The sequence below is a fragment of the Lysobacter sp. CA199 genome (assembly GCF_052078715.1).
Lineage (GTDB): Bacteria > Pseudomonadota > Gammaproteobacteria > Xanthomonadales > Xanthomonadaceae > Lysobacter.
The window spans coordinates 23,260-47,181 of the sequence record NZ_JBQJIL010000004.1; the positions used below are offsets into that span (position 1 = coordinate 23,260).

General features: G+C 61.4%; 25 protein-coding genes. 11 read left to right on the plus strand and 14 right to left on the minus strand.

Annotated features, from left to right (window positions below; translation table 11 throughout):
• The first annotated feature begins 259 nt into the window (after positions 1 to 259).
• The 11 genes from ACTOWJ_RS07190 (at position 260) to ACTOWJ_RS07240 (ending at position 8,079) form a co-directional block, all read left to right on the plus strand.
• Positions 260 to 1,006: a hypothetical protein gene (locus tag ACTOWJ_RS07190; protein ID WP_441333916.1), complete on the plus strand. Its 747-nt coding sequence runs from the start codon at positions 260 to 262 to the stop codon at positions 1,004 to 1,006.
• A gap of 36 nt (positions 1,007 to 1,042) precedes the next feature.
• Positions 1,043 to 1,801 (plus strand): hypothetical protein, encoded by a 759-nt coding sequence (locus ACTOWJ_RS07195; RefSeq protein WP_441333917.1) that lies wholly within the window; start codon positions 1,043 to 1,045, stop codon positions 1,799 to 1,801.
• Between the two features lie 29 nt (positions 1,802 to 1,830).
• A complete protein-coding gene (locus ACTOWJ_RS07200; protein WP_441333918.1) occupies positions 1,831 to 2,946 on the plus strand; it encodes a type IV secretion system protein in 1,116 nt (371 codons plus the stop codon).
• A gap of 83 nt (positions 2,947 to 3,029) precedes the next feature.
• Positions 3,030 to 3,419 (plus strand): DUF4189 domain-containing protein, encoded by a 390-nt coding sequence (locus ACTOWJ_RS07205; RefSeq protein ID WP_441334361.1) that lies wholly within the window; start codon positions 3,030 to 3,032, stop codon positions 3,417 to 3,419.
• Between the two features lie 34 nt (positions 3,420 to 3,453).
• A complete protein-coding gene (locus ACTOWJ_RS07210; protein WP_441333919.1) occupies positions 3,454 to 3,960 on the plus strand; it encodes a hypothetical protein in 507 nt (168 codons plus the stop codon).
• Positions 3,961 to 4,141: 181 nt separating this feature from the next.
• On the plus strand, positions 4,142 to 4,687 hold the full coding sequence (locus tag ACTOWJ_RS07215; protein ID WP_441333920.1) for a hypothetical protein: 546 nt from the start codon (positions 4,142 to 4,144) through the stop codon (positions 4,685 to 4,687).
• Positions 4,684 to 6,039, plus strand: a complete 1,356-nt coding sequence (locus ACTOWJ_RS07220; RefSeq protein ID WP_441333921.1) for an XVIPCD domain-containing protein — start codon at positions 4,684 to 4,686, stop codon at positions 6,037 to 6,039. The genes ACTOWJ_RS07215 and ACTOWJ_RS07220 overlap by 4 nt, the downstream gene beginning before the upstream one ends.
• A 60-nt stretch (positions 6,040 to 6,099) precedes the next feature.
• Positions 6,100 to 6,753: a hypothetical protein gene (locus tag ACTOWJ_RS07225; protein ID WP_441333922.1), complete on the plus strand. Its 654-nt coding sequence runs from the start codon at positions 6,100 to 6,102 to the stop codon at positions 6,751 to 6,753.
• Positions 6,747 to 7,079 (plus strand): hypothetical protein, encoded by a 333-nt coding sequence (locus ACTOWJ_RS07230; protein WP_441333923.1) that lies wholly within the window; start codon positions 6,747 to 6,749, stop codon positions 7,077 to 7,079. The genes ACTOWJ_RS07225 and ACTOWJ_RS07230 overlap by 7 nt, the downstream gene beginning before the upstream one ends.
• A 5-nt stretch (positions 7,080 to 7,084) precedes the next feature.
• The gene (locus ACTOWJ_RS07235) at positions 7,085 to 7,309 is read left to right on the plus strand and encodes a carbon storage regulator (RefSeq protein WP_441333924.1); all 225 of its coding nucleotides are present in this window, start codon (positions 7,085 to 7,087) and stop codon (positions 7,307 to 7,309) included.
• A gap of 101 nt (positions 7,310 to 7,410) precedes the next feature.
• Positions 7,411 to 8,079 carry a DUF416 family protein gene (locus ACTOWJ_RS07240; protein WP_441333925.1) on the plus strand — a complete coding sequence of 223 codons (669 nt, stop codon included), beginning with the start codon at positions 7,411 to 7,413 and terminating at the stop codon, positions 8,077 to 8,079.
• On the opposite strand, the gene ACTOWJ_RS07245 is transcribed toward ACTOWJ_RS07240, so the two are convergent.
• The 14 genes from ACTOWJ_RS07245 to ACTOWJ_RS07310 all read right to left on the minus strand — a co-directional run bounded on the left by ACTOWJ_RS07245 (position 8,023) and on the right by ACTOWJ_RS07310 (position 23,868).
• Positions 8,023 to 8,463, minus strand: a complete 441-nt coding sequence (locus tag ACTOWJ_RS07245; RefSeq protein WP_441333926.1) for a hypothetical protein — start codon at positions 8,461 to 8,463, stop codon at positions 8,023 to 8,025. The two genes, ACTOWJ_RS07240 and ACTOWJ_RS07245, sit on opposite strands and share 57 nt — an antisense overlap.
• 2 nt (positions 8,464 to 8,465) lie before the next feature.
• Positions 8,466 to 10,679, minus strand: a complete 2,214-nt coding sequence (locus ACTOWJ_RS07250) for a phage tail protein (RefSeq protein WP_441333927.1) — start codon at positions 10,677 to 10,679, stop codon at positions 8,466 to 8,468.
• Positions 10,666 to 10,881 (minus strand): hypothetical protein, encoded by a 216-nt coding sequence (locus ACTOWJ_RS07255; RefSeq protein WP_441333928.1) that lies wholly within the window; start codon positions 10,879 to 10,881, stop codon positions 10,666 to 10,668. Before ACTOWJ_RS07255 ends, ACTOWJ_RS07250 begins: the two co-directional genes overlap by 14 nt.
• 2 nt (positions 10,882 to 10,883) lie before the next feature.
• Positions 10,884 to 11,120: a hypothetical protein gene (locus tag ACTOWJ_RS07260; protein WP_441333929.1), complete on the minus strand. Its 237-nt coding sequence runs from the start codon at positions 11,118 to 11,120 to the stop codon at positions 10,884 to 10,886.
• 15 nt (positions 11,121 to 11,135) lie between these two features.
• Positions 11,136 to 11,951 carry a phage BR0599 family protein gene (locus tag ACTOWJ_RS07265; RefSeq protein WP_441333930.1) on the minus strand — a complete coding sequence of 272 codons (816 nt, stop codon included), beginning with the start codon at positions 11,949 to 11,951 and terminating at the stop codon, positions 11,136 to 11,138.
• On the minus strand, positions 11,948 to 13,651 hold the full coding sequence (locus ACTOWJ_RS07270) for a hypothetical protein (protein WP_441333931.1): 1,704 nt from the start codon (positions 13,649 to 13,651) through the stop codon (positions 11,948 to 11,950). Before ACTOWJ_RS07270 ends, ACTOWJ_RS07265 begins: the two co-directional genes overlap by 4 nt.
• 12 nt (positions 13,652 to 13,663) lie before the next feature.
• Positions 13,664 to 14,599 (minus strand): hypothetical protein, encoded by a 936-nt coding sequence (locus ACTOWJ_RS07275; protein WP_441333932.1) that lies wholly within the window; start codon positions 14,597 to 14,599, stop codon positions 13,664 to 13,666.
• Positions 14,599 to 16,176, minus strand: coding sequence for a hypothetical protein (locus tag ACTOWJ_RS07280; protein WP_441333933.1), 1,578 nt, complete (start codon positions 16,174 to 16,176; stop codon positions 14,599 to 14,601). Before ACTOWJ_RS07280 ends, ACTOWJ_RS07275 begins: the two co-directional genes overlap by 1 nt.
• 124 nt (positions 16,177 to 16,300) lie before the next feature.
• A complete protein-coding gene (locus ACTOWJ_RS07285) occupies positions 16,301 to 16,693 on the minus strand; it encodes a hypothetical protein (protein ID WP_441333934.1) in 393 nt (130 codons plus the stop codon).
• Positions 16,690 to 17,298 carry an RHS repeat-associated core domain-containing protein gene (locus ACTOWJ_RS07290; RefSeq protein WP_441333935.1) on the minus strand — a complete coding sequence of 203 codons (609 nt, stop codon included), beginning with the start codon at positions 17,296 to 17,298 and terminating at the stop codon, positions 16,690 to 16,692. The genes ACTOWJ_RS07285 and ACTOWJ_RS07290 overlap by 4 nt, the downstream gene beginning before the upstream one ends.
• Positions 17,298 to 18,167 (minus strand): transglutaminase family protein, encoded by an 870-nt coding sequence (locus tag ACTOWJ_RS07295; RefSeq protein ID WP_441333936.1) that lies wholly within the window; start codon positions 18,165 to 18,167, stop codon positions 17,298 to 17,300. Before ACTOWJ_RS07295 ends, ACTOWJ_RS07290 begins: the two co-directional genes overlap by 1 nt.
• A gap of 277 nt (positions 18,168 to 18,444) precedes the next feature.
• Entirely contained in the window at positions 18,445 to 21,699 is a 3,255-nt protein-coding gene (locus ACTOWJ_RS07300; RefSeq protein ID WP_441333937.1) for a tape measure protein, read from the minus strand.
• Positions 21,700 to 21,865: 166 nt separating this feature from the next.
• Positions 21,866 to 22,045, minus strand: a complete 180-nt coding sequence (locus ACTOWJ_RS07305) for a hypothetical protein (protein WP_441333938.1) — start codon at positions 22,043 to 22,045, stop codon at positions 21,866 to 21,868.
• Between the two features lie 143 nt (positions 22,046 to 22,188).
• Complete coding sequence (locus ACTOWJ_RS07310) at positions 22,189 to 23,868, minus strand: sensor domain-containing diguanylate cyclase (protein WP_441333939.1); 1,680 nt, start codon at positions 23,866 to 23,868, stop codon at positions 22,189 to 22,191.
• Positions 23,869 to 23,922 lie beyond the last annotated feature (54 nt).

Genomic DNA, 23,922 nt, shown 5'->3' on the forward strand with positions numbered 1-23,922 from the left:
TGGGGGTGCGACTAAGCCGCAAGAGTTCTAGAGCTATCAAGTCAATCATTTTGTTTTTGCTGTTTATCCGTCTGTTTGTAGGCGCTATGACCACAACGCGTAGTTACATCGACCACAGCGTGTAGTCGATACGACCACGCCGTGTGGTCGAATCAACTACAGCAAAATCAGACTTTTCCTACAGATTCTAGAATTCATTGATTGCATGCTTGTATTCCTCGCGATGGCGAGTTATCAACGACACCCACGGAGGGGCGTCATGCAGATTTCAGGGAAAGAATCTCGGCAACAAACGGTCGGGTTTGACTACGGCATTCGCCGGCATCCGTATCGCTCAGTTGGCGGCTCAGGTTGGGAACTTTGCGCTAGGCGCGGAGGCCGAGTCGTCAAACGCCGATATTTCAGCGACGTCCTCTACGGAAACCCTGACCGCGCGTGCGCAGCGGCCATTGCTTACCGGGAAAGGCTCCTGATGACAAATAGCAGCTGCAAAGTTCCAGCGAAGACCGCTGACGCCATCTACGACGGTGTGTCGGCTGTGCGGAAGGGCGGGCAGGTCGTGGGCTACACCGCCGAGACTCGCCTTTCGCCGGATCAGCTTCTGACCAAAACGTACAGGACCGCTCAGCGCGGACCAGCCGCTGCGTTGACGCTGGCGATTGGCGAGCGCAAGCGGCAGCTAGGAGAAAAGGGAGCTGAACTGCTGGCGGCCAACAAGCCCTCGTGCGCAATCCAGCTTTCAACTGATAAAGACGAGCATTGCGTGGCGCCCGAAGCCGCCAGCGATGCCGACGCAACCAACGCGGCGGCTCCCGATCTCCAAGACATCTATCGGCTACCCGAAGACGGCTGCGCGCCGGGCTGGCGCGTGCTGACAAAGAAAAATCGTCGTCGCGTCAGCCGTCTGTTCCTCGACCGAGATCACGGCGGAAGGGCGGGCGCGTTCGCGCGCGCGCTGGAATTCCGAGGCCCACCGGCAGCACCCCGGCGCAAAAAGTCTACGTAATCCATTTGCAGCACATTCGATACGAAAGGAGTCGGTATGGAACATCGCAGCAGAGTGAATCGTCGCTCCGTCAGGGGGGCTGCAGTAGTCGTTGCCATCGGAATCGGCTTGTGCGTAAGTCAAGCCAGCGCGCAGATGATCGTCAATGATCCGGTCAACTACGGAGCCAAGCTCCAGCAAATCGCGAAGGACGCTGCCGAGTTCGGAAAGAACGCTCAGCGTTGGCAGGAAACGGCCAACCACTACCAGCAGCAACTCATCAAGCTCCAGCGCATCAACTTCGGTCAAGGGCGAATGGAGGACAGCTTTCCCCCACGTCCCCAGGACTACGGCATGGAAGACATGTGTCCGGGTCCCGGCCGGGGCATCAAAGACCAACTGACAAGCGCGTTCCGGCAGGCCATGCCGAAGCTCGACGGCAACGTGGTCGATGAGCAACAGGGCATATGCCAGCGCCTCGTCTACGCGGAAAACGCCAAGTACAACGAGTCAGTCAACATGCTCCGTACGCTTATGCAGCGTAACCGCGAGTTCGCGCAGATCGAGAGTCAGCGCGATGGCGTCAGCAATAGCCCAGGAGCCCTCGCAGCCAACGACAACGAGGCATACCGCTTCGTGGCGCGTAACCAACTGGAGCTTGACTACTGGCAAGCGCGCATGAAGGCATACGACGATTACGTCGCGTCACTGAAGTGGGACCAGGCGCGGCTTGCGAAGCGTGCGCTCCAAGGCAAAAAGGGCGCTCTTGATGGCGTCATCCCCAGCGACGTGATCAAGTCCGCCCTGCTCAAGTAGGCGACGCCCACCATTTTTGGAACCTTGCAATGGATCTGTTTAGTGCTTCTTCGAACATTTTGGGCTGGCTGTCGCCGTCCATCGACAGTGGCGTAGCCGACTACGCCATCTTTCGGATCGTCAACGGATGGCTCACAAGTCGCATCGCAGACTTCGGCCTCGCTCTCATGGGGAGATCGATGGGCTTCGTCGGAGGCGTCGGGCTTTGCTTTGTCACCCTGTGGGTTTTTTTCCAGGGCTACCAAGTCCTGACCGGCAAGTTGCGCGATCCCCTCATGGGCCTCGTCGTCAGCGGCTTGAGGATCGTCCTGTGTTTTGGCATCGCTACGTCGATGGCGCTGGGTGGCGTAAAGCTGCATGACTTCCTAACCACTGACATGGACGAGGCCATTCATGAAATCGTCACCGGAAAGAAGGGGCAGACCACGGCCGACAGCATTGACGAGAATCTGGCATACCTCCAGATCGCGATGACCGCGATTGACGGAATTCAGGTTCTCGACGGAAACCCCGAACTTGTGGAGGAGAAACGTACCGCGAAGCTCTTGGCCGGCCTTGGCGCCGCCGGGCCAGCGCTGGCCGCAGGCGTGATGCTGCTGTTGATGAAGTTCGTGGTCGCCATGTGGGTCGGTTTTGGACCACTGTTCATCTTCGCCCTCGCATTTGATGCGACAAAAGGGATGTTCCACCGCTGGCTTCAGTACGGGCTAGGCACCCTGTTCTCGATGGCAATGTTGAGCTTCGTCTCAAATCTGATCCTGGATCTGATGATCCGAGTCTCGGCGGCGATGTGGTTGGCGAAACTGGTCAACATTCCGGGCATGAGCGCGGAAGGAATTTCAAGCCAAGCTATGCAGCAGGGCGGGCTCGGGCTAGTGCTCACCATGCTCATCATTTCGGTACCGCCTGTTGCTGCCCATTTCTTCCAAGGGCAAGTCGGTAGCTTCCTGCAATTCTCTGCCTTCAACAATTCAAATCAGAGCCAACCCGGTCCCCAGGGACAGCCGCCCGGCTCATACTCCCAGGGTGACCGCGTCTCGCCCCCAAGAGAAGGCAATACTGGAAGAACTTTTGATGCCGGTGCCAGGCACATGCCGACCGGCCAGCCAGACTCTCAGAACAACAACGAGATCAAAAAAAGATGAAGCCGGCCATTCTTCTAATCATGATGGTTTCGATAGTCCCTTTTATTCATACCGCTCGCGCCGAGGGAGGTTGTCCGCCAGGAATGATTCCCCACCAGGGAGCTAATACCTCTTCTTGTGGCCCGATACCCAGCAGCAGACCCCAAATTCAGTGGTCATCGCGTTGGGGTGCGATCACCCAGGACCCGCAAAACCGGATTATGGGAGCAGCCGCAGATCAGAAGTCCAAGCGACTGGCAGTCAAGGAGGCAATAGCTTCCTGCGAGTCCCGTGGCGGTCATGCCTGCGTGCTTCTATCGACCTATAGCGATCTTTGCATAGTCACAATCCAGGGGGAGAAGGGGACTAACGATGCGACAGCGAAGTCGATTGAGGACGCGACAGAGTTAGGGATGGAAGCATGTAGTCGACGTGGCGATAGCGACTGCCACGTGTACTACAAGGCCTGCAGCCTTCCAGTCCGCGTTCAGTAAGCGTCGCTCCGTCAGGCGCGAAAAGGAATTTCAGATGAACAAGCTCATAAAAGCAATGTTCCCTCATAGGACCGCAATAGAAAATGTCCAAAGCTCATCGAGATGGGCGCTGAAGTGGTCGCGCTTGTCCTTTGGCTCTTTCGCGACTTCACTTGTTGTCCTCGCCGTTGCTGGCGTCACGCACTCGGTGGGCACGATGACAGCAGGCATTTTTCTCGCGCTGGCATCGACGCTGCTACACACAATCGCTGCGGGGTTTCACAGTAATGTCTACTTCGACTCGCGTCGTGCGCTAAAGGCCGAGCCCGCCTACGCCGCGCATCGTGAAGTACATCAACGCATCAAGCGATCTGTCGCATTGCACTGGTTCGGTTCAACCCTAGTCATGGCAGCGGTGCCTTTAGTTCCCTTTGCGTACTTGCTTCCACCGCTGTGGTTCGTTCTGTTCGGATTGACGGTTGGGTTATTCATGGCCGATCGCTATTCGACAAGGACAGGCAAACTTCTCGCCCGCGTCGGCGCAGCCCAGTTGGAAGCGTGACCTTGGGTCACACCATGGTCCCAACCCTATTCACACGCTCAGCGTGAGGACTAGAACAATGCAATTCGGCCTAGCCAAGCGCCCAGTTTCGATGTCTCGATCTTTGCTACTGACCTTTTCGATAGCGCTGACGTGTGTCGCGCTCGCAGTCGGCGGATGCTCAAGCAAATCTGGAACAAAAATGCCTACGTATAAACAGAACCCCAAGCCCGATGCTCTTTATGATCTGACCATCACCCTCAGCAATCCTCCCGGCCCATTTGAGGTCGTGGAAGGCTGGATGCAGTACGACATTACCAACATGGACTGCTTGCCTCCGGCCGAGTATTTCTCCGGCGTTCAGACCACCCCCATCTCAACCACTCTTCCGATCAAGCTCGACAGGACCAGCAGCAACACCTATCAGGGGCGAGTGGCTTTAGACGGTCTAATTGATGGCGACTATTTCGGGCACGGCGTCTGTCGGTTCAAGGCTATCGGCCCGGCTGTAAGATTCAAGGCGACCGGGGCTGAAGGTGAGACGAGATTCGTTGCGAGCGTCGATGCAGACGACATGGCTACCAAAACGGAGAACACGTCCTACTACTGGCGGGGCAACTACCCCAGGGACGAGAAGATCGCAAACTATCCCGACCATGGCGCCCCAAGCCCGGATAAGTATGTAGAACGTCTTCGAGGCGAACTCTTCAGCATCACGATAACCACGGCCAGGACGCCGCAGCCATGAGCATGACCACACAGCAGTACGCAAACCTAGCGCAAGATGCTTATCGATCGCCGGATCTGAGCAAAGAGGAAGAGCGTCGTACCCAAATCGATGGAGTCACGTACAAGATCCTCGATCACGTCGATAAACCATCGGGATACCAAGGAACGATTTATCAACGCGAAGATACCGGCGAGATCGTCGTTGCCCATCGGGGAAGCGAGTTCGACAACCAGCCATTCAAAGATGGCCTGCTTGCCGATGGCGGCATGGTTGCTAAGCGCGTTAATGCTCAAGCAGCGGACGCACTTGAGTTCACGCGATCCGCGATTGAGAAGGCGCAGAAGCAAGGGCATGATTTTGGCGTGGAACCGCAAGTAACCGTGACCGGGCATTCCCTCGGCGGCTGCCTTACCCAGATCACCGCCGCTAAGCTCAACCTAAACGGCGAAGCCTTCAACCCCTACGGCGCGGCCGAACTTGGCTATCGGATACCCGAAGGTGGAAATCAGGTCATTAACCACGTGATGGCCGGTGACGTGGTCAGCGCGGCGAGCAAGCACTTCGGAAAGGTGCAGATGTACGCGGAGCCCGTCGAGTTGAACGTGATGAAGGCGGCGGGTTACGACGACAACGGCAGTCAGTTCGACATCAGGAATCCGATCAAGGCTGCAGTCACCGGGGGCGATTCTCACCGGATGCATCATTTTCTCAACGTCGACGGCAATGGACAGCCAGACCGGTCGATCCTTGTCCAGCCGCAGGCGCGCGAACTTGCCGACCAGCATCGCCCCATGTTCGATAAGTACAGAGGAGACATCGAGAATATACGCGGCGGCGTCTCTGTCGGTGCTTCGGGCGTGCGTGGCCTTCAGGGCGTGGCGGACGAGATCGGCAGACTGCTTCCAGAGAAGCCTGCGGAGAGTCCCTTCAAAGACGCGCACGGTTCTCTACCGGCTGGCGGCGACCGGCCACATGATCCGCGCCAGCCAGGCCACCCCGATCACAAGATGCACGACTCCATTAATTCGGGCGTGCAAGCGATCTACGCGCGGCAGGGCATGAGCTTCGATGAATCAGGTGACCGCACTGTCGCCGCCTCCCTGGCCAGCGCCAAGCAGAGCGGTCTGCAGCGCGCTGACCACGTAGTCCCAGGAAACGCAGCTAAATCCGGCGTCGATATCTTTGTTGTCGAGGGCGATCTCCAAGACCCCGCCCATAAACGCGCTCAGGTCAACACTGCGGTAGCGGCGCAGATTCCGGTCGACGCGTCATTACAGCAGGTCGACGCTGTCAACAAGCGCCAAAGCGCAGTCGCTGTAGAAGAACCATCGCAAGAACAGACGCGCACAGCCGCACCGCGCACAGCCTAACCGCTTCCTTCAATCCGACCTTAGCCACACCGCCTCGAAAGGGGTGGACAGGAGAGCTTTGTGTCTCAACTTCCGTACCCGGCGCATATGCATTGGAAGCTACCGAATTGGCTGCGCCGGTTTTTTACATCCGGTGCTCCCGCTGGCTGCGCGGCGACCAACTATGAGTACAAGCTCATGGCCGCCCAAGCACGCAGCATTCTGTGGGGATTGCAGCCGCCGCCGTTTGAGCCACTTTCCTTTCGATACGCTTCCGGCGAAGCCATTGCATCAACCCAACGCCTTCTAGACTACGGCCTAGGCCGTCTCCGCGAAGACGTGATCGCCGCTCAGCGCTTCGGATTGACCGCTATGGTGCGCGGATTGTTGGAGGCGCAACTGCGTGTCCGCGTGGCCTACACCTTGGGCTACGTGTGCCAGGACGAACATCGGCTCAGCTATACACCGATCGAGGGACTGGAACAGATGTTGCGCACCGGCATTGCGCCGGGTTCGCGCGTCAGCCTGCATGCCTGGTTGACGCTTCCCAGTCACGAAATCATGGACCCGACCTTTTGGGCGGTGTTCCCGGCGCACTCTCACTCTGACGAGCGACAAGCCCGTGGACTCTTCTTGCATCCGGATCAGATGCAAGGGCGCAGTTACCACCCTCAGTGGGTGGGCGAAGGATTTGTCCGAAAGATTGGGGTCCTCAAGGAGCGCGAGGGATGGTAATCAGTGATGCAGTTCATTTCGATGCGGTCTGCCGAGGTTCATTGAACTGGCGCGTTTCGATCAACGGCGAGGACGACCACGTTCCGTTTGCGGGTCGCGAAGCGTGCATCGGTGCCGCCACGGCGCGTGCGCGCCGCCACCACCTCGATCATTCGGTGACAACGGAAGTGTGGGCACCGGGCTTCGGTGGAAAGCGCGAATGCATCATTCGCTTCATGACGCCGCCCGATCTTGAGGCGCTGCTACGAAATCCTTTGCCGAGCATGGAACTTCGCGAAGCCTGCGATCAATACGGGCTGTATTTCCCGTGCGTGTGGCCGGGCTGATCGCGATGCTGATTCTCTCTCGCCGGCCCTGCCAAGCCATCAAGGTCGGTCATGACATAGAGATCCGCGTCTTCCGCTGTGCAAACGGACACGTTCGCTTTGGCATAACTGCACCCCGATGCGTCCTCATTCTGCGCGAGGAACTTTTGAATCGACCTGCGCCGCAACTGCCTTCGCGCTCATCCCCGCCGAGGCAGTCTTCCGCCCTCCGACGTACCCCCCGTCGCTAGAGCGTAACCGCGGTGCAGGAACTACCCGCCGGCCAATGGGGGCCGGCGGGCTGTGATATCCGACTACACCCAGATTTAGCTATAGAGCAATCGAGGACAACATGATCGGCGATTTTCGAGCTGAAGTTGTACGAAAGCTAAGCGGCGCCCCGAACTGGAAGCGCGTCGCATTCATGGCGTTTTGTGCTGAGCCTTGTGTAGCGAACTATCGCCTATACCGGCGGGCCTATAACCGCGGCAGCATCAAAGCCCTGCGTGAGTCGCTGGATGTCGTATGGGATAGCACCGCGCTGCCCGAGTGGAAGCGCCATAGCGCGGCGGTGATCGAACGCCCCTACCAGCAACCTCCGGCGCGCAAGTGGATACGCCCCATGTCGCCACTGGAGGAGTCAGCGTATTACGGCTGTGCCGCGATTGGCTACTGCCTGGACGATACCGGGCACATGGATGACGTCGAGGCGGTAGCAGAGGTCGCGCTGTTTGCGATCATTGCCGGTCTGGGCGGTAGTCTTGCGATGATTGATAACGGACAACCGGAAAATATTAAGCGCTTGGTCGAGCAGGAGATTGATCGACTTCGGAGTTGCCTCGACGGATTGTCTGAGGCCACTGAGGACTCCCGCGACTCGATCGTCAGCACACTTCGTGAGGAAGGACGTAACGCGCGCCCTAGCATCGTGTATGCATCTCCCCTTGACTATGCCGATGCACAGTTAGTCCACAAAGAAACCGATGCCATCGAGCGAGAGCCATCCGAGTACGCCAGATGACGGTAGTGCGACCAGGACTTCGCCATTGCTCCTTACGTCGATCCGTGCCGGCGCAGCCAAGTCGCAGCCGACTAAGAAGAGCAATTGTGTGAGCGGTCGAAATGCGGCCGGCAATACGCAAATGACGCTTCCTCCCACGCCCGCTTTGACCAGCCCGCGTAGCTGCACACGCCCACCATCCTTGCGATACCCGGCGTTCGCGAATGGATCGCCAAAGGCTGCCCAGGGCGCGTTGAGCGTAAATGCCTGCCACGCCCCCTTTCGTAGGTCGGCCAAGGCGGCAGCCGTGGTGCTGCGGGTCTGACCCGCCTGCACCACCGGCAGGATTTCCGTCCCGGTGAGTGCCGCCGCCGCCGGCAGCTGCGAGAGTTTCAAATTCGCCATCGTCAATCCGCCAGAATGAAATCGCCGGCCTCTGTGACCAAGTCGTCGCCGACCTCGGTACGCAGCAAGCCGTTCTTAAAGTCGAAGGTGTGGGTCGTTTTCTGCCAGCTCGTCAGGCCATCGCGCGTCGTGCCGACCTCGGCGCGCAAGCGGTACGCGCCCCGCAATGGCGACGTGTAGCTGGCCACAGTCAAAGCCGCCGGGCTGTCGAGCGCTTGGCCCGCGATGGCGTCCAGCAATCGCAAGACATACGCAGCCCCTGCTTCGGGACCGATCGATCCCTGCCCGTGATCGACCAATTGGTCCGCCTGCAGGCGTCGGTCGCGATGCGCCCAGGCCACGACCAGGTCACCGTCGATCGACGCCGGGTAGCGTTGTCCGTTGAGCTTCAGATCACCGGGCGGATACGGCCGCGCTTGGCGCTGCGCTAGCTTGATCGAGTCTACCGGCGCCAGAGCCGGGTCCAACTGCGCACTCGACGTGCGCGTCAGTAACTTAGCCTGCACGGTCTCGCCGATGGTGTAGTCGTGCGGATCATTCGCGGCGAAGTCATCAAAAAACCAGATTCGCGCCCCGGTTGCATGCGGCACCGGCACCGTGTCCGCGCAGCCGCGCGCCAACGTGGCGGTCTGCGCTTGGGGATCGATGGCGACGACACGGACGATCTCGTCTTCGACCAGCGCAGCGGTACCGGCCGTGATCTGATCCAGTCCACGGCCCGATGCCAACTGCACCGTGGTCGTAGACGCAACCATCTCATCGGCCAGCAGCGCAGTCGGGCACCAATCCCCGACACCGGCCTCGGTGAATTCGCCATTGCCAACACGCGTGGTCAGCACGTAGTTCAGCGCCAACCCGGTCGCCTGCTCGGCTACGGCCAATACCACGCCGGCATCGGCCGGTAGTGCAGCCAGCGCCGAGGCATTCAACGTAGTAGCCAGATCGCGGTAGCTCGCCTCCATCAATCGCCGGTTCGGCGACGGCTGCGGCGCTCGATCCGGCGGCGTCCACACCGGCGGCTGCGGTTCCAGATAGGCCGTTGCCGGCAACCCGAACACGTCCTGCACCGCGGCGACGGTGATCGCGCCCTCGGCCAGTTTGCCGTCATCGAACGTGCCGACCCGCAGGACGAGGTTGTCGAGGCCACGGAACGGATCACGGATTCGGAACACGCCGCCCGGCGCGAGGACACCACCGCGGCGATCAAAGCGAAGCTTCAATCGCTTCAGACCGGAGCATGCGATGGTCAGATCGCGCGTCGCCACGCGCCCCGCCAGTTCCGCTGTGGGTAAACCCTTGTACTCCGTGGTGCTGGACGCGACGCCGCCGGTGGCTTGGATGCCGGCCAAGTCTTCAACCCGGATTTGCCGCTCTTCGTCCTTGATCGGGTCGTACCACGTCACGATCAGTTGATTCATCGCGCCGTCCTGCGCCCCGCCTTCGTCCTCCTCGATCGCCAGTAGGCCGGATTCGTAATCGAACAACGGCAGGTCTTCGACCCGATAATCATCGCGCAGTAACTTCAGCGTCAGCCGGCCGGTCGAGCGGTCGGTGTACTGAGCGGCACCGATGTGGTCGATGACGACCTGCATGAAGTCGGCGATCGACGACTGCCGGTTCCAGCGCAGACACAGGCCAAAGCCTTCAGCGTGCAGCGTGTCGGCGGCCCTTCGATAGCTGGCTTCGTCCAACACGCCACGATCCAGACCGCGGCCCCAATCCCGGTTCGTCAAGCACTCAACCAAGATGTGCGCCGGGTTCATCGCTCGGATCGCGCCACTCGCCAGCGGGACCATCGCCTTCTCGGGATACCACGGCGCCCCGTCCCAGCCGGCGAGCGCACGGCGAACCCGCATCTTCCAGGGCTTGGGATACGGATTGTTGGCGGCGATCTGGCCGTCGAAGTATTGGGTGGTGACACCGCGGAACGCAGGCGTCGGCGTGCCGTGCAGCGCGCTGAGCATGGGCAAGACGGCTTGAGCGGCATCGCCCATCAGCACATCGAGCCACCCCTTGATCCCGCCCTCGCCCTTGTCGCCGCCGAACAGATCGGGCTTGTTGATGAGGATGCGGCTGGTCTTGGTGATCGAGCCCTTCCAGGCTTCACGATCGCCGACCCGGATCTCGACAATCTCATCCAGCGGACCGCGCGACAGGCCCATGTGCAGGCCGAACAGATAGCGATGCCCGACCGTTTGCTTCTTACTGTTGCCCACGCGCTTCCTCCGCGCGCGCGAACGCGACCAGGTGCAAGCCCAAGGCATCGCCGATCGCTTCGACCACCTCGGACTCGATGCCGTCGCGCACGAACGCGCTCCAGTCCAGCCCGTAGTAGGCGAACCACTCGCGACCGCCCTGTGTGCAGAATCCGGCGCGCGCACCAAAGCCCGGCGCGCGGCGCAGATGATCCAGGGTCACGATCACTTCTTGCCGCCCTTTTGCTTGATCGGCTGGGTGCGGTATTGGCCGACGCCGAGCACCATCCAATCCGGCGTCCACACGTCGCCGAACACGACCGATTGCGGTGTGCCCTCGGTGCTTTGCGGGAACTGAAAGTCACCGAACGCGGCCGGCTTGGGTTGCGGCGGCTTCGGCCGTGCGGCCACCGAGACGAAATAGCTGATAACCCAGATCGCGAGTTGGACCCAGATGCCCATGCGTGTATCCGAAAATTAGAAGAGAGGGGAGCCGTCGAACGGCGATTTGCCGGGCAGACCGGGTACGCCGCCGTAGTTCGGGGCGTTGTTGAACTTGGTGTTGCAGATCGCGATGGACCGACCGCAGCCGGGATACGCAATGACGGCTTGGCCCACTCGCAAACCATCGCCAGCACCGAGAAGCGTCAGCCGCTCACCGGTGTGCGCGCGGATGCCGCGTCGCTCCAATCCCGCTTCGCCTAGATCCCATGCCAGGAATCCACCGGCGAACCAGCCATCCGGGTACTGGCCGAAGATGCCCGCCGTGATGACGTTGCCGGCGAGCGTGGTCAGTGACGCTGGAACGCGGTACGACTCGGGATTAACCCGGCAATTGCGGTCGTAGAGGCTGTACGGACAGCCGCGTGTCCACGCCAATCGCAATCCTGGCTGCCCGAGTGCCGCATCGAGCGATTGGCATCGGACCTCGGTGCTTTCCAACGACGGCCGATTGACGCCTGCGATGCGGCCCATCCAGACCACGCGCGCATCGCCGTCGCCTTCGTGGACGTCGCGGACGATGACCGCGACCTCGCTCGATGGCGGCAGTCCGCGATATAGCCGCGCGACCTCAAAATCGCCGGGCGCGGTGATCGTCAGCATGTCGCTGGCGGTATGGCCCGATTGGCGGATGCCGTCATCACTGATGGCAGCAGCGCCGTAGACTTGCGTGTCGAGCGCGAAGTCGCGGTCGCCTCCGGTGTAGCGCCAGCGCTGCGCGCCGCGCACGAACTCGTAAAGCCGCCGCGGATTGCCCGCAGCAGTCGATCGTTCAAGCTGTTCAAAGCTCATGCGGGTGCGGGCGTCTCAGTGTCAGGATCGCGCACAGCGCGCAGGACAATGGAAGCGTCGGCGGCGCCGTCGCTGTCGGTGTGGTGTTCGATTTCGGTGTCGTCGCTGTCGCCGCGACTCAGGACCAAGAAACTGATGCGTCGGACGTCACCCGGGCGCACGTCCACGCCGAGCGCGACATCGATCGTCAATCGCTCGGCATCGTCATCCAGCGCTACTGCGGCCGTGATCCGACGGTGGAATGCCTGCCCATTGCGCAGCTCGATCCGCACGTCGCGTCGCCCCGGTCGCAAGCCGGCAAACCGGGCCAGCCCTACATTGGCCACGTCCAGCGCCGTGGCGGTGCCGGCCAAGTTGGCGACCAATGCCAGGTCGTCGGCGTGGGTGGGCCGCCAAACCGCCTGTTGGCGGCCACGCAGGGTGTACAGCCACGACCGGACGTTGGCCCGCTCGACGCGGCCGTGCATGCGCCATTGATGCGCCTGCGATACCGCAGCCCAATCCGCCGGGTCCAATACGAACGGACGGCCGAACTCGTTGTCCAACGTCAGCAGCGCTCGCTGCCAGCCGTTCGACAACTTCTCGGTTTCATCCGGCCGTTGGGCGAGCACCGGGTAACCGCGGTACATCGGCGCATTCGCAATGACCGGCCAATCGCAGGCTTCGACCACATCGAATCGGGCGCGGACCGACGCCGCCTGATCCGTCAGGCGCGTGACCTTCGGGGGTTCTGCCAGCCGCGCCGTCCGCACCGGATACAGCCGCGTACCGCGCGGCCAAGTCTTCGTCGTCGGATGGCGCAGCGTGATCGAGGCGCCCCCAATCGCCTCAACCTCTGCCACTTCGACATCGAAGGCGGTCTTGCCACGCAGCTGCACCAGCCCGCCAACGCGGAAATCGCGGTGACGGGGATCGCAGGCGATCACACGAACGCCGAGCGCATGATCGCTCGACAGCCACTGTACATCCGGCCACATCGGCAGCGCCCAGGTACGACCGCCCCAACCGAACACCGCCAGGTCGAGCAGCACCCGCTCGCGACCGTCCACGATCATGGTGGCTTCAAACGAGCGACGCGGTGCGGAACGTAGGCCGCGCCTCTGCTCGACCTGTGTCGGGCTGGTCAGGATGTCGGTCTTCCACGCCAGCCGCTCCAGCACACCACGCGACCAATCGGGGACGAACGCCCAGGCCACGATGCGCTGGCCGGTGATAACGACGGGAATCGCGGCGAAGCCATCGAATTGAAACGAAAGCGTCGCCGCGATCACCGGCGGTCCATCGGTGCCGACCGCGATCTGCCACGTCCGCTCCGACATCGGCGCGAACGGCAGCGGCGGCGCACCCGGCGCGGTCAAGACGATGCCCTCGCCACCCGACAGAGCAGCGTCGGTCAACGTCAGCGCACGCGCGCGGTAGGCATTCCAGACGCGTACCGCGCGTTGTTGCACGCTGCTGACGTTGCCCAGGTTCAGTAACTGCGGCTCGACATGGATGCGATCGAAGAAGTCGTCGCCGAACATCGCCTGCGGTACGCCGACGCGACGGTCAGCCACATGGACCGGCACCTCTACGGTGCGCGCGCCGAAGCCGGGTTCGGCACCGATGGCGCCGGATGCACCGCCGTCCCACGCGGGCGACGATTTGAAATAGTCGCCCTGACCGCTGAAGGTCAGCGGCCAGAGGGCGGGCCAGATCATGGAGAGGTCGGTTTACTCGGTGATGCGGTAGGCGTATCCGTAGACACCGCTGTTGGGCGTGCCGGGCGGACCGTTCTTGCGGTGGATCGGAAAGATCTTCCAGCGATCACTGCCCATCGGCAGTTCCTCGCCGGGTGCGTAACTATCCATTCGGATGAAGCGCATATCGGCGGGATGACCAATGTCCGAGAACAAGCCGGCGCCACGCGGCACTGCGCTCCACAGCGGCTGTCCCGGCGCGCGGCCGGTGAGCGCGCTGTGCCCGATGTCCTTCAGCAGATTGATCGGCGCCGCCTTGCCGCGCCAACCGGCCAACAGCCGCCGTGAGTCATTGCTGTCGCCACTGGTCGCGTGCCAACGCGGGGCAATGCCTTCGTAGTCGGCTCGGATACGCGTACACGGCGAGGTGTAGTTGTAATAGGTGTCATCGAACGCGACGCTGTGGTACGGGGAATCCGCGCTATTGATGTAGGTCGCGGAGTAGTACCACTGGCTCCCATAGACGTACTGACCGGTGTTGACGACCCCAGCGGTCACCAGTCGGCCGGCACCAAAGTGCTTGAAGGTGCCGGCTTGAGTTTCCAGCACGATGTGCAGGTACGGCTGCGGCGCGGTACGGCCGAAGAAATGCACGGCGCTGTATGGGCCTTGGGCATAGTTGGTCCAACATATGGCACTCGCATCGGCTTGCACATCCGCGTTGGCACCAGCCGCAAAGCCGGTGTGACCGAAGGCACCCATAAACGGCGGCGGGCTGTTGCCGTCGCCGCCGACGAGTTGGGAAATAAACGTGGCGTAGAAGTCGCCGACATGCAGACTGAGTGCCTTACCGGTGCTGGCGGTGCGATCGCGCAGCCCATCGATCGCCCAGCCAGCGCCTTGGGCGAACAGCCGCAGCTTATCCAGCAGTTCGTTAGGATCGTTCGCGGCCGAGATTGCGTAAGCCATCAGTCCATCTTCAAGGCGAAGTAGTTATCGGGTGAGATGCGGAAGATGTTCTGGAACGCCAGCCACGTCACACCGTCGCGTTCGATGCGCGATTCCGATGCCGTCGAGAAGCCGGTCGTCCAGGCGCATCCGTCGAACTCGCCCCAGCCGTGGCGGGGCTGGGCCGTTCCGAGAATGAGCGGGAACAGCGGCGAAGAACCGTCTAGGTTGTCGCGCAGGTAAGCGCGATCCCCACCGGTGGACATCGCGCTCGGATAGACCTTACCGGAGGTTTCGGTGTCGCCGTAATCGTTCGCACCCGAGGCATAGCGATTGCAGTGAGGGCGCCACACGTTATCCGGGTAGTTAGCTATCAACGCGTAGCGGCCCGGATCGAAGAAGCCGCGGAAGTTCGCGTCCGTCGCATCGGGCGTGCCGTTCTCGGTCGAACCACAGGCTCCGATGATCAACGGGTACTCATGGATCGACGGCGGCTCGTAGGCGGTCGCAAATCCCAGATAGGCGCTGACATAGACCGTGCCGATCCGCGCCACAACCACGACGCGTTGCCCGTTGATGGCGAGCCAGTAAGCAAATGGACCATTGCGCAACGGCAGGTGCCGCAGTCCGCTGTTGTTGACCTGCGTGCGCAGGTTCAGCAACGGGTTATGGCTGCGAAAGCCGTACCAGTTGAGGTTGTACGCCGCGCGCGCGGGTTCTTCAAACAGTTCGGCACCGATGAAGATCGATTGGCGACCGTCGAGGCCAGGGGCCTTTACGATCCATTGAGCACGGTCCTCCAGTTCGAAGTCGGCGTTGAAGTCGGTATGGAACGACAAGTCATTGCAATCCAGCGGCGTCGCGCCGTTCGTGGCCGAGAACACCACGCGCCAGAATCGGGCTGCAGTTGAATTTCCCGTCACCAGGAACGTTTGGCGCGCCCGTGCCGAAGGCCACCGCACACCAGACCAAGCTTGCACACGCAACCACACCGCGCCGTCGTCCGATCCCTGCAGTTCGAAGGCCGCCGCGCCGCGCGCGCCCGAGTCGCCAATGCCCATCGTGACCGCCCGGACGGCGACCGGTCCGATCAATTCGATCCCCGCAACAGCGGGAAGATCGGCAACCGCACGAGTGCCCCACGTATCCATTGCGTTATCGAACAGCGCGGACAGATTGGTGAAATTGCCCGTGCGGAAGTTCGGGTTTCGCACACCCCATCGGCGTACCAGGGTCCAAGGCGGCGATGTGTTCAACGTAAAGCGATCACCGGCCGTGAAGGCCATAGATCCCGCATTGATCCGAAAGCGGAGCCGCTCGTGTTCAAAGGGCTGGCCGACCTGCGCGATACCCAGTTCCCCGGCGGCAGCACCGACCACTTGGAAGCGGCCCGCGTCGAGCGCAGTGACCGTGAAGCCCTCGGCGAGGCTGGCGTCGCCGCCGCGGTAGCCGCCGGTCGCGCCATCTACGCCAGTCAGCGTGCCGTTTCCAGCACCCGCGTAGAACAGCCCCCAGGCATGGCCCTCTGCGCAAAGCGCGGTTTCCAAGCGGTTGAGAAAATCGTAATAGTCGGTGGCGACACCGGTTCGAAGAGTCATAGGCACAAAAAAGCACGCCCGGCAGGGCCGGGCGCGCTGATGATTAGATTTACGGAAGCTACGCGATCGGTACAGCTGGTGAGCGCCTAGGCGGAAGCATGCTCTTAACGTTAGCCTCAAACGATTAATGCTTCTTTTCTTGTTCGCGGAGCATCTCTTTTAGCCGTTCTTTTGCGAATTGTACGTTCTGGGCTGCCGCCTTCTTCATCCAGTAGATGGCGCGCATTTGCGAATAAGAATCAGCTTTTCCAGATAACAAGGATGCGTAATTGAACTGGCATGTGGGGTCGCCATTCTCGGCACCAATCCAAGTCCAGTACTCCAACAAGTGCGTATCCCTGGTGCCATGAAACATCGCCACCTCTAAGGCCGCTGCACCCGAGCCCTGCAAGGCCTTCTTTTCCAGTTGCGCTTTTATCTGCGGAGTGATCGATTGGTCCTGTGCATCAGCGTCCCGAGCCGCACCAAGGCAAAGCAAACACGCCAAGCAAAGAGTCGACCATCTGGAGATCATCATTTTTTACCCCCTTGGGGCCAAAAGATCAGATTGCCTTCGTAACCGTAATCCCAGCCATTTTTACTAGCGCCACCGATTGCGTTGCCCAGGAAGAAGGAACCATCCGGTCGACGCCAATTCCAATACTCCGATGCGTAGGTGGCCTTCCCGGCGTGGTTGGCGAAGTCCTGCGCGGCGTTGTAGCCCTTCGCATCCGCCTTACCGGTGCGGCAAGAATTAAGCTGTACAACTTCCGCGTCCTTTAGTTGCTTCATGAACTCCGGGTCTTTACTAAGCCGTTCGTAAAGCTCTTCGCCGGTCAACAACTTTCCGTTGACTTGGAAGCGACCCGGCAAGCCATGCACGGCAATCGACAACACGTTCTTGCCGTCCTGGTACTTGTTGACCCAGCCGTTCAACGCCTCTTTCTTTGGGATTAGATTGATGTCGTCGAGCCCCAGCGGATCAATACGGCTGAGCGGATCGCTATTTACGTAAGCATAGGTATTCGTTCCGGCCGCTTGACCGATGGGATCGGATTGAACGAATCGCGCGAAAGCGCAGTGGCTAAAGGCAATGATCGGCAAGGCCAGTAGAGAGGCCAGAACGAATTTGCTGGAGTGCATCACTTTCCTCCTTGAGGTGTTGCTCTGGTGCGTTGAATGTTTCGCTGATAGACAGCGGTTTCGGCTTGCGTGGGCATCTTCCACCCCAGCGCCTCGGCACGTTCAAACCACAGTTGGTTGTTGCGCTGTAGCCCGTCAAAGTCCAATCGCTGTGCTGGCGGCATTTCATCCGGCGAGCGGTATTTGGATAAGTATCGCTCTTGCATGATGCGGAAGTACGCGTTGCCCTTTTGCAGCATTGCCACTACGTCGTTCGGCGCAACCTGCAACACCATATCGGCTGTCTTGATGCGGTCCTGCTGCCTGCCCTGCTGCCCGTAGAACTCCATCACGGTCGCGATCATGACCGCGACAGATTCGTGCTTATTGAGCGGGCGCAAGTAAATTCCGCTGGCGATCGCTTTGGGGGCAATACCCAGTTCCTGCTGATAGCCGGTATCGTGCTTGGTCCCGAAGCTGGTGGCTTCGATGTTGATCCACTGTCCCTGATCGTTCCGGAACTTGACCAGGACATGCTCAGGGGCCGTCGCCAAGGTCATGTCCAACCCGAGCTTCTGGCCGAGAACGACCAATAGCACCGGCATGGATACGCAGTTACCTTTACGGGTTGCCAGATAAGTCGAAAGGAGCTTGTTGCGGATATTCCGGCCGAACGGATCAGCCAAGTCGTAGCTGAAAGGTCGATGGTCGTTCCACGGCCCCGGTTGCGACAGCGAAGTCACCAATAACTCTAGCTTCGCTTGGCTCGACGCGCCGTTGGGGAAACGCGCCTCTATCCGAGCAGCGAAGACATCGAGTATCCGGCGCGTCTCGATGGCATCGACCGTTGGATCGATTATGCGGTCAATGGTCAACTTGGCCTTCGCCAAGTCAATCCGATCTTCGGGTGTCTGTAGGAGCTGCTGCAGCGGCGCAAGCGACTCGACCGGGACATGGGCAGCCGCACGCGGGGGCGAAGACGCGGCGGCCAGTCCGGGGGCCGGCATACCCAAGACGCACAACGCGCCCGCTAGAAGAACAAATCGCCGCATCCCTTCGCCTCATGTTCTGGGGGCATCGTAGCCCGGCCCTGGCGGGCTGTCCACCGAGGTAAGCCACTGCCGTGAAAGGAATAATGCGCTTCGCAGGTCGCATCGGCTGAGATGCTTATCCAAGATCCTGCCGCACCGTAGGGGCGTTCGCCCGAATGGTAGACAGGATGACCTGCCTCCCGGCTTGGGTACTCATCACGTTGACGATTTCGCGCGGGTCTAGATACAGGACGTTGGTGATCTGCGATCCACGACGCTCGCCTTCCGCCGCTGGGGCAGCCCGGTCAGAGATGGGACCCCGCATCGGTGCCGGCGCACGCGGCGCTGGGCTGACAAAGCCGCCCGTCGCGTAACCACGCAACCCTTCCAACGCCGACATGCCCAAGCGGTTGAATCGCTCCAGAAACGAGCGCGCGCCCGGTTGCCGAACGACTTCGCGCCGATGGACGAACTCGCCGCGGTGGACCACGCCAGCAGGCGCGTACTTCGGGCCGATGCCGGTGAAGCCACCCGACGCAAAGGTCGCCGCGGACTTGGTGGCGTTGGCGGCCAGCATCGTCATCGCCGCGGCCTGCATCGCGACCGCCGCATCCTTCACCACCTTGCCGGCCACGCCCAGCGCCACCGATGCGCCGGTGATGGGAATCGCATAGGCCGCGCCTGCCGCAGCGGCCTGCACGGGATCGGGCTGCGCCAGGTCAGGGGTGCCCTTGCCGCCCGCCGCCTTGCCGATCACCGACATTAGCTTCGCGGTTGCCATCGCCGCCAACTGCTGCGAGGCCAATTGCGCCAGCGACTTCGCCATGTCCTGCACCAGACCGGTCAGCGCCTGACGCAAGGTCAGCGCGCCGGTGGCCAGCCCTTCCAGGGCATTGCTCAGGCCGCTTTCGAAGCCGTTGGTGAGCGTAATCACAAGTTCATTCGATTGAACCTTGAGCGCGGCGACCTGAGCGGTCAAATCCTTGACCCGTTCTATCGATTCCGGGGCGCCAGTCTTGGCCGCCAGCGCATCCATTTTCGGAAGCAGCTGCTCGACTTCGGCGGCAGTTTTGGCATGCAGGTCGATCAGCTCGCGACGTGCGCCGATCTCGGTCAACAATCCAGTCTGCTGACGCGTTTGGATCGACTGCTCTTGCCGGGACTGCTCGCCGAACACGCGATCAACCTGCGCTTGCAGATCGTCCAGCTCGACCTTCGCTACATCCGTGTCGATGCGAAGCTGGATCTTCAGCGCATCGGCAGTATTGCCTTTGGCCTGCAGGTCGGCGAGCGCCTTTTTGTACTCAAGATCAAGCTCTTTCCTGCGAGCCGCCGCACCGTCACCGCGGTTGCGCATGAGAGTGACATCGGCTTCTTGGACGGTTTTGTCTAGGGCTTCATCGTCCTTGGTATCCTTCTTGCCTACTTTGTCGTGCTCCTTCTGGTCGCGCAGTAATTTGCGCTCGTCTGCCTTACGCTGACGTTCCGCATCACGAACCGCTTTCGTCTGCGCGCGGCCGGCATCGGTGGATGCCTTGGCGGCGTCTCGCTCGCGGACCTGCTCATCGATGGCCTTGCGCGTGGCCTCGGTGAGCTGCGTGGTGTCTTTGACGCCCGCCGCTTTGACGGCTTGATACTCCAGCGCCGCGCGCAATCCTTTCTCGCGTTCGATTCGCTCGATCTTGAGTTTTTCGTTCTGGTCCGTCAGCGCCTTGGTGAAGTCAGTGGCATCTTTGGTTGCTTGTTGCCGCGTTCGGCCGCCGCTGGCCTGAGCCGCGCGAAGTTGCGTCAACGAGTCGCGGACTTGATTGAACTCATCGTTGGTTCGTGCCAACTGCGATCGGACGCGTTTGATCTCGCCGTCCAGCTCCTCGCCGTAGAGAATCCGTCCCGAGCTTTGGCCTTCGTTAAAGTGACCGCCACCCCAGCCTTTCTGAATGCCCTCAAGATCGGCTAGCTCCTTCTGGAGTTGCTCTCGCTGCGCGATCAGGCGCTTGCCGGCGTCGACGCCCGTATCGATGTCTTGTTGTTCGCGAAAGCGCTGCGCTGCCTTGATCGTGCTTTCGAACTCGACCTTGGCTGCTTTTGCACTCGCGCTGGCGCTGGCGAACGCGCTGGCCAGCAGCGTGACGCCGGTAATCGCTAAACCAAGCGGTCCGCCCATCAGGGTCAGCACCGACGACAGCGCACGCACCGCGACCGCCTTCGCGCCTACCGCCGCCGTCGCCACCTGCGTAGCCGCAGCCGTCCGCGCCTGCGCGGCGGCCAGGGTGCCTTCGGCGGCGGCTACCCGCGCCGCCCCCGAGCCCGACATCGTCAGGGCGCGAGCGCGCGCCAGTTCGGCTTGCGCCGCGGTCTCGGCCGCCCGAGCTTGCGCTAATTCTTCCTGCGCCAGTCGCTGTGTCTTCTGGATGCCAGCCACTTTCGCGGCGCCCGCCGTGGCCAGCGTCGCGATCAAGCGACCCAACCCGGCGACGACCACCACGCCGACCACATTCGCCAAGCTGTCGAAGTTTTGCGACAACCCTTGGATTGAACCCGCGATCGCGGTCGACACGCCACTGGCGCGGTCTTGTTGACCAATGAACCGCGTAAACGCGTTATCCAGCTGGGTCAGGCTGCGCTCGACCGTGAGCGGCAGTTGCGAGAACTCCGCGGCGATCTTCTTCGCCTGCTCGCCGGAGAAGGCAACCCGCAGCTGCTCGCTCGTCAGCTTGCCGGCCTCGGCGAGCTTGCGCAGCTCCCCGATCGGCACGCCCATGCTGGCGGCCAGGGCCTTCATCAGCCGCGGCGCGGCGTCATTGACCGAGTTGAACTCGTCGCCGCGCAGCGTGCCAGAGGCAAACGCCTGGCTTAACTGCAAGATCGTGGACGACGCTTCAGCGCCGGTGGCGCCAGAGACCGCGAGCGCCTTGTTGATCGTCTCAGTCAAACCGAGCACTTCGCGCTGCGAGCCGCCCTGGTCTTTCAACGCACTGCTGAGGCGACCGAAGAGCGTCGCGGTGGTGTCGAGCGAGGTCGAGGTTCGCTGCGAGATCGCGAAGACCGCATCTTCGGCAAGATTAAAAGCAGCCTGCGAAGCGGTAGCGAGCTTGATCTTCGCCGAAAGATTCGCGTATCCGTCTGCCGCGCGCACCAAGCCACCGATGGCCGTGCCGGCGCTTTGCAGGCCAACAAAAGCCAGTAGCTGTGCCTTGGCCTGGCCGAGCTGACGCCCGATGGCCTCGACACTGTTGCGCGAACCATCGAAGGACTTGCTGGCGCGTCGGCCCGCGCTATCGGCCTCGTTGCCAAAGACTCGCGCGCGCACACCGGCCTGTTCCAGCGCCTGATTCAGTTGTGCGGCATTCGCCTTGATCAGCAGCGTGATCGTGGTGTCGCGGTTGGTCATGAATTGTTCGCGCGCGCAGATATGCGCTCCGGTCGCGTGAGCAGCCAGAACGGGAGACAAGAGGTCGAGATAAGACGCGCTGGGCGTCAGAACGAATTAGGGCCGCTGGAATGACTTCTCAGCGGCCCACGCAATCAAGAAAGATCCGCAACGCGCGCAGCGCTGATCAGCGCTGTTGGTGCGCGTAAGCGGACTCGGAAGATTCAGCAAGCGCTTTCGCAGCCTTCGCTCCGGCGGCTTTGGCGCTAGCGTCAATGAGATTCGGCGGGTGCGTGGGTACTTCGCAGCCGACACAAAACAGCAGGCTGATCGTAACGACGACCGCAGCGAGTCTGGGCAGTTTCATGGCATGGGTCCTATAAGAAGCGGAGAGACGCGGCCCCAAATCCCTTGGCCGCAGCCCAATTTAGCCCGCTCCAGCCCCTGCACCTGTCCCGCTGAGCGAGAGATTGATGCGCCTCACAGATTCCAACACGCCGCGCTGCGCAGTCAGGTTCCGACGCTCGGCGTCCCCATGACGGCGTTATACACCGTCACTCTGGCCCGTCCATCGGTCTTGCTTTGGTACAGCGCGGCGTCGGCCCGCTTCAGCAACTGCTGCAGGGTATCGCCCAACTCCAGGTCGGCGACACCCATGCTGAGCGTGATCTGCATACGATGGCCCTGAATCGCCAGGGGATTTTGGGTGACGGCAAGACGCAGTTCTTCGGCCACTTGTGCGGCGGCGGATTGGTCATGGTCATACAGCACCACCAGCATCTCGTCGCCTCCGTACCGCGCGATCAAGTGACCCGGATTGAGCCAATTGCGCGCGCGCAGCGCGACGATGCGGATGGCTTCATCGCCTGCCGCGTGACCGTATCGATCATTGATGTCCTTGAATCGATCAATGTCGATGAAGACCACCGACAGCGGCTGCTCTAATCGAAATGCGCGCTCCATATGTTCAAGGAGCATTCCCTCGATAGCGTCGCGCGTGATGACTCCGGTCAGGCGGTCGAACGTCCAGCGCTGCTGCGCCGCATCGCGATCCTTGCGCAACTGGTGCAGTCGGTCCGTCAAGCCAAGGAACAAGCCGAAGCCACTGAATGCCAATCCGGCGGGAAGCGCCGATTCGATCCAGTTGGTGATGGGCCACCACGCCTGATAACCGCCGACCAGCGCGACCAAGATCACCATGACCGGCGCCCATGCCAACAGCAAGTAGAGCGCTTCTCGCTGGCGATGCAAGAGCGCTCTAAATCCCGCAACGGCCACAATAGCGAACGCGGCCAGCATCACCGCGTTGCCGAAGTACGCACTCACCGCCCACACCCGGATCACCGAGACTAGCAACAGGCCACCGAGTAGTGCGCTGCAAACGTTCAATGCTCGCGCTACGCGCGGCTGGCGCTGAGGCAGACCGAGGAAAAACACGATGAAGCGTAGTCCTGTCAGCACGGCTGCGGTGCTGATCACGATGCTGGTCCTTCGGTCCCCTGCCATCTGTGCGAGCCAGGGCCATTGACCGATCTCGCCGCCGTCGATCATCAGTTTGATCAACTGCGCTAACAACGTCAGGCCCAAATAGGCGTAACCCCGTTCACTCAATGCGAAGAAGTAGCCAAACGCCAGTACGGCGATCAATGCCAGCGCCACCAGCACGGACGTTCGGTAGCGCACGAACGCTAGATCTTCTTGGTGGACTTCCTCCAGCGGCGCGATGGAGACCACCGAGGGTGTTTGGCTCGCCGCTGTAACGCGCAGATAGAGAACATCTCCGGCGCGCAGCCCGGCCGCGAGTGGAAATACGTGGAAGCGCGAAGTGCGGCGTCCACCATCGGGGTCGTGCGTGATTCGACGAAGCGGCACAGAGCCACCCGGCTGCCATAGCTCGACGGCCTTACGAGTGGGGTGGGTCAGCACCAGCTGAGGTACCTGCGTGTCCATCACTGGGGCGGTAAGGACCAAACGCCACCACTGCGGGATGTCTACGGAATTGACGACCTCGTCGTTGCCGACCGGTCGGAAATCGCGGTCGCGGCCACCGGACACGATCTGGTCGGGGGCGAGCGCGCTGGAGGACTCCAACCGCTCCAGGCGAAAATCCGAAGCAAGTGCCACGCCCGCGACGGCCCACAAGGCAAGGGCCGCAAGCACGATGGCGAAGCGCTGTCGGATTCCTTCCATTTACCGCCCTCCAAGGCCTGTGTCCAGAATAGCGAGGACGCCGGCTGAACGACG